The sequence below is a fragment of the Gammaproteobacteria bacterium genome (assembly GCA_027296625.1).
Classification (GTDB): domain Bacteria; phylum Pseudomonadota; class Gammaproteobacteria; order JAKEHO01; family JAKEHO01; genus JAKEHO01.
On the sequence record JAPUIX010000047.1, the window covers coordinates 1 to 3,869 of the forward strand.

The 3,869-nt window shown below is 55.4% G+C and carries 6 protein-coding genes; 4 read left to right on the plus strand and 2 right to left on the minus strand.

The annotated features are described in order from the left end of the window. Positions 1–366: 366 nt before the first annotated feature. Together O6944_02515 and O6944_02520 are read left to right on the plus strand one after the other, a co-directional pair. The gene (locus O6944_02515; GenBank protein ID MCZ6718012.1) at positions 367–906 is read left to right on the plus strand and encodes a hypothetical protein; all 540 of its coding nucleotides are present in this window, start codon (positions 367–369) and stop codon (positions 904–906) included. Between the two features lie 16 nt (positions 907–922). Continuing rightward, positions 923–1,642 (plus strand): hypothetical protein, encoded by a 720-nt coding sequence (locus tag O6944_02520; protein ID MCZ6718013.1) that lies wholly within the window; start codon positions 923–925, stop codon positions 1,640–1,642. Positions 1,643–1,797: 155 nt separating this feature from the next. Here O6944_02520 and O6944_02525 read toward each other — a convergent pair whose 3' ends face one another. Next, on the minus strand, positions 1,798–2,052 hold the full coding sequence (locus O6944_02525; GenBank protein ID MCZ6718014.1) for a hypothetical protein: 255 nt from the start codon (positions 2,050–2,052) through the stop codon (positions 1,798–1,800). Here O6944_02525 and O6944_02530 point away from each other — a divergent pair. Then, positions 1,961–2,731 (plus strand): DMT family transporter, encoded by a 771-nt coding sequence (locus O6944_02530; protein ID MCZ6718015.1) that lies wholly within the window; start codon positions 1,961–1,963, stop codon positions 2,729–2,731. The two genes, O6944_02525 and O6944_02530, sit on opposite strands and share 92 nt — an antisense overlap. 80 nt (positions 2,732–2,811) lie before the next feature. Next, positions 2,812–3,243 (plus strand): hypothetical protein, encoded by a 432-nt coding sequence (locus O6944_02535; protein MCZ6718016.1) that lies wholly within the window; start codon positions 2,812–2,814, stop codon positions 3,241–3,243. 287 nt (positions 3,244–3,530) lie between these two features. Here O6944_02535 and O6944_02540 read toward each other — a convergent pair. Then, positions 3,531–3,869 (minus strand): hypothetical protein (locus O6944_02540; protein MCZ6718017.1); only part of this gene is annotated, 339 nt, incomplete at its 5' end.

Here is a 3,869-nt window from a genome sequence, read left to right on the forward strand (position 1 = left end):
CGAGGGTAACCGCGTTGGACTTTCCCGCACACTCCGACCGCCCCATCATGACGCTGATTCAGTTTACCTTCGAGGACGGCAGGGAAGTCCGGGCAAACGTAGAGGAATACCTTAAATCCACTGGTCCCGATTAGAGATGTCGCAAGAGACTAGCGACCCGGTAGAAGCCTAGCCATGCCACGGAACACAATCGGATCGAAGCGTAGAGCGCTGCGTTGGTGTCTATGTCTGGCGCTAGTAGTTGTGCTTACTCCTAAGGGTAGCTTGGTTCTCGCTCAGGAATCTCATCCTCTGCAAGCAAAGCTTGAAGGCCTTTGGAGCCCGGTATTGCTTTATGGCCGTCTCAGCCGGGGATGGCGTAGGGTGATGCCGGAGACCCTATTCGAGCTGCAGGCAGAGAGCAACCTGACCGCCGAGACGGAATACTATCGGCGCGCGTTCAGGTTCGAGAAACACGACGATGAGGCGTTGTGCCAGTCGCTATCGCCGGCAGCTTTCGTTGCTTCGGCGGGCGACTTCGAGATCTTCGATAGGACAGACGCAATCTACATCATCGTGTTCGAACAGGTACGGCGTGTCTATATGGATGGTCGCGAGCCGCCGGCGGGGTTCTGGCCCAATAAGCTAGGTTGGTCCGACGGATCTTGGGACGGAAATACGATGGTGGTCAGAACCACTGACTTTACGGTAGGCTCCATATCAAACAACATCGAGCCGATACCATTCGGTGGGCCAGACGCTGAAATGATTGAACGCTATACGCTGAGCGACGATGGAACCCGTCTGTCATTGCAGATCAACCTCGAAGATCCGAAATACTACACGCACTCCATGGAGTTTAATTTTGACTTTGCGCGGACGGAAAAGACCCTGCACGGCGTAGACTGTCTTCCGAGCGTGTACTGAGTACTGAGCAAGAAAATTGGACTGGGAAAAGAAGCGTACGATCTTGAACTGGTCAGTGTGTATCTCGCTGATCGTCTCAGTGGGCTTGATCGGTAGTTCCCTCCTCGCTCAGGAACCTCATCCCCTGCTAGCGAAGCTCGAAGGCCAATGGGCGGTAGACGAAAGTCAAGCAGGCTCCGATCCGATAGATCGGCAACCGGCCTTCGCCGTGGCTGAGAGCTATTTGACTATCGAGGGAACAAGCTCCCGGGAGGCGTACGGCAACGAGGCAAACGATCCCGCTACCTTGTGTCCTATGGCAGGCACGTTGGCGGTTCAACCGGTGGACTTCGAGCTCATCGATCGAGGGAGTTTTATCGACATTGTCGCGTACGGCAGGACGCGGCATGTGTTTATGGATTTTGAGCGCGAACCGCCTGAGACATTCGTGCCCAACGCGTTGGGTTGGTCAGTAGGGCGCTGGGTGGGAGATATGCTGGTTATCAGGACCACCCGCTTGTCGGAAGGGGTGGTGAAATCGGGCGAGCGGCCCCTGCCATTCGGAGGGCCAATCGCTCAGATCGTCGAACGATATACCTTGAGCGAAGATCAGAACCGACTATCCGTGACAATCAACCTGAATGATCCCAAGTTTTACGCGTATTCGCTCAGGGTCCGCCATTATTACGCACGCGCGGACAATATTCTTCGCGGCAGAGACTGCGTCCTGGCGTCGGGGACAGGGCCGGTCGGATAAAGGTTAGGCGCAGCCTGACCTCATAGCAGCAGCAGAGAATGGGGAGGTTTGCGGACCTACGGTACTAACAGGCCCATACTAGTCCGTGTCGTGCAAACACGTCGTATAGGTTTCCGTCAGCATTAGCACCGCCAGTAACGATAATGCTGCGGCGATTACGATTTATACCGATACCCAGAAAATGTCGTAGCCAGTCCACAGCATTGGCCTGCCTGCATTAACTGGTCCAGTTTCAAAGTTAGTTTACGCAGCTTGTAGCTGATAGGGTAATTCCTCTTTCGGTAGTAGCACTTCTGGCGCTGGGTGATCGCGGTGCTGGTGTTGTTACCGATCGTCTGGCGGAAGCTACCCGGCGTGATGCCGACTATTCGGCGATCCTGGCGCAGACTTGCCCTGCTTTGCGGATTCATGGTCGTCGGGACCACCTTCTCGGTGATTGCCGTGAATTACACGACTGCCATCAATGCCAGCTTGATTAACGGCCGCCAGCCTATCGTGACGGCACTCGTCGTATTTCTCGTCATGCGAGAGCGGTTGACGCTACGAAGCGGTCTTGGCGTTCTCGCGGCGTTCATTGGAATTCTGCTCATGATCTCCCAAGGCCGCCTACAGGTTCTGCTTGACCTGGACGTTAGCAGCGGCGATCTCGTGATGCTGATCGCCGTCCTCGGTTGGGCATTTTCTGCGGTAGAACTGCATCGACAGCCCGAGCACCCCAGCGGCAACCTGTTGCTGTTTTTTATCGCCTGCACGGGGCTGATCACGGTGTTGCCGTTCTATATTGTGGAAACGGTATTCGTCCGGGAATTCGTTCCAAGCAGAAATGGCGTGGCAGCTATTGTTTATCTGAGCGTCGCCGCGACCTTGTTGGCCGTTTATCTATGGAATCTCGTGATACGTTCCGTGGGCGCAATGCAGGCCGCGCTATTCCTTAATCTGATTCCGGTGTTCGGTGCCGCATTCGCGATGCTGTTCCTCGGCGAGAGCTTGTATACCTTTCACCTCGTCGGCGCGGCGCTCGTGTTCTCAGGTATCGTGATGGCCGTACGGGATCAACTGGCCACATCATCAGATCGATGTTGCAATTAGTGGGTTAGAGGGAGTTCATGAGATAATACTTAACCGTCCGGTTGCCGCAAAGCCACTAACTCGTTGACTGGGAGAGAAGGATGCCAGCCAAGTTGAATCGACTGAATGCCGCTCGTGCACTGACGGTTATCGGGTTCCTGATCGGCCTGGGTAGCGTCGGGTACACCTGGGCCCATATCGGCGACGAGCTATTCGTGTTGACCGCGGACAGCCGGCTGGCCGTGACGCATAGTTGGCACCACTATTTCCGGGAGGTGTTCGGCGACGTCGCTGCGATGGCCGTCGTATTGCTTCTCCTCTACGTGCCCAAGCCACTACGCCGGCCCGCGGTCTGGTGGTCGATGTTGATCCTGCTGTTCGGATTCTACGCACCGTTTTGGGTCGGCGTCCCGTTTATGGCGGAACTCGCAGCGCCAAACAGGGCTGCTGAGATCCAGCACGTCCTGATGGCGTTGCCGCCGATGATCGGGGTCTTTCTGTGCAGGAGCTATTACTTTCAAGCCGGCGATTGAGACCGATCGAACCGCCAAAGAGGCTCGCCTCCTCGTTAATGTGCCCACCCCCAAGGATAACAAGCAGGAATACAGCAGAGATCGCGTACAAGTTTCGTCTGTTGCGTGTGAAAGGATCAGCATCAGAGAGAACCTTCCATTGGTTGTTTAGGGCGCTTCGAACTTCTTGGAGAGATTTCTTTTTGCACTAACGTCGCCTTGGCTTCTGGCAGTCACCAAGTCTGCCACAAAAAGCCCCGCACTAGGCGGGGCTTTGGAAACGTCAACGATGGTTGGCTATTTAGCATTCATTCGGCTTCCGCGTCCTGAAAGATTTCTTCCATGTCATCCCGCCAGCAGAGCGCCATTCGCAACCGAGTGCTCGCTGTATCCATCAGTTTAGCCAGTTCCCGTAAACGCTCAGCGTAGTCCTTGGTGCCATTGACTGCTGCCGCTATTGCAACGGCACTGTCTCGATCACTCTCAACCGACTCTATGAGCTGCTCACCCGAACGAGTAAGAAAGGCGAGGCCCACGCGGCGCCACGGCCCCCAAGGCTGATTACTGCCCATGTCCTGCTCGATCTCGCCAAGCACGTTGTGGGTCAAGAACGGCTTCATAGATTCGAAATCTTGCTCAAACTTCTC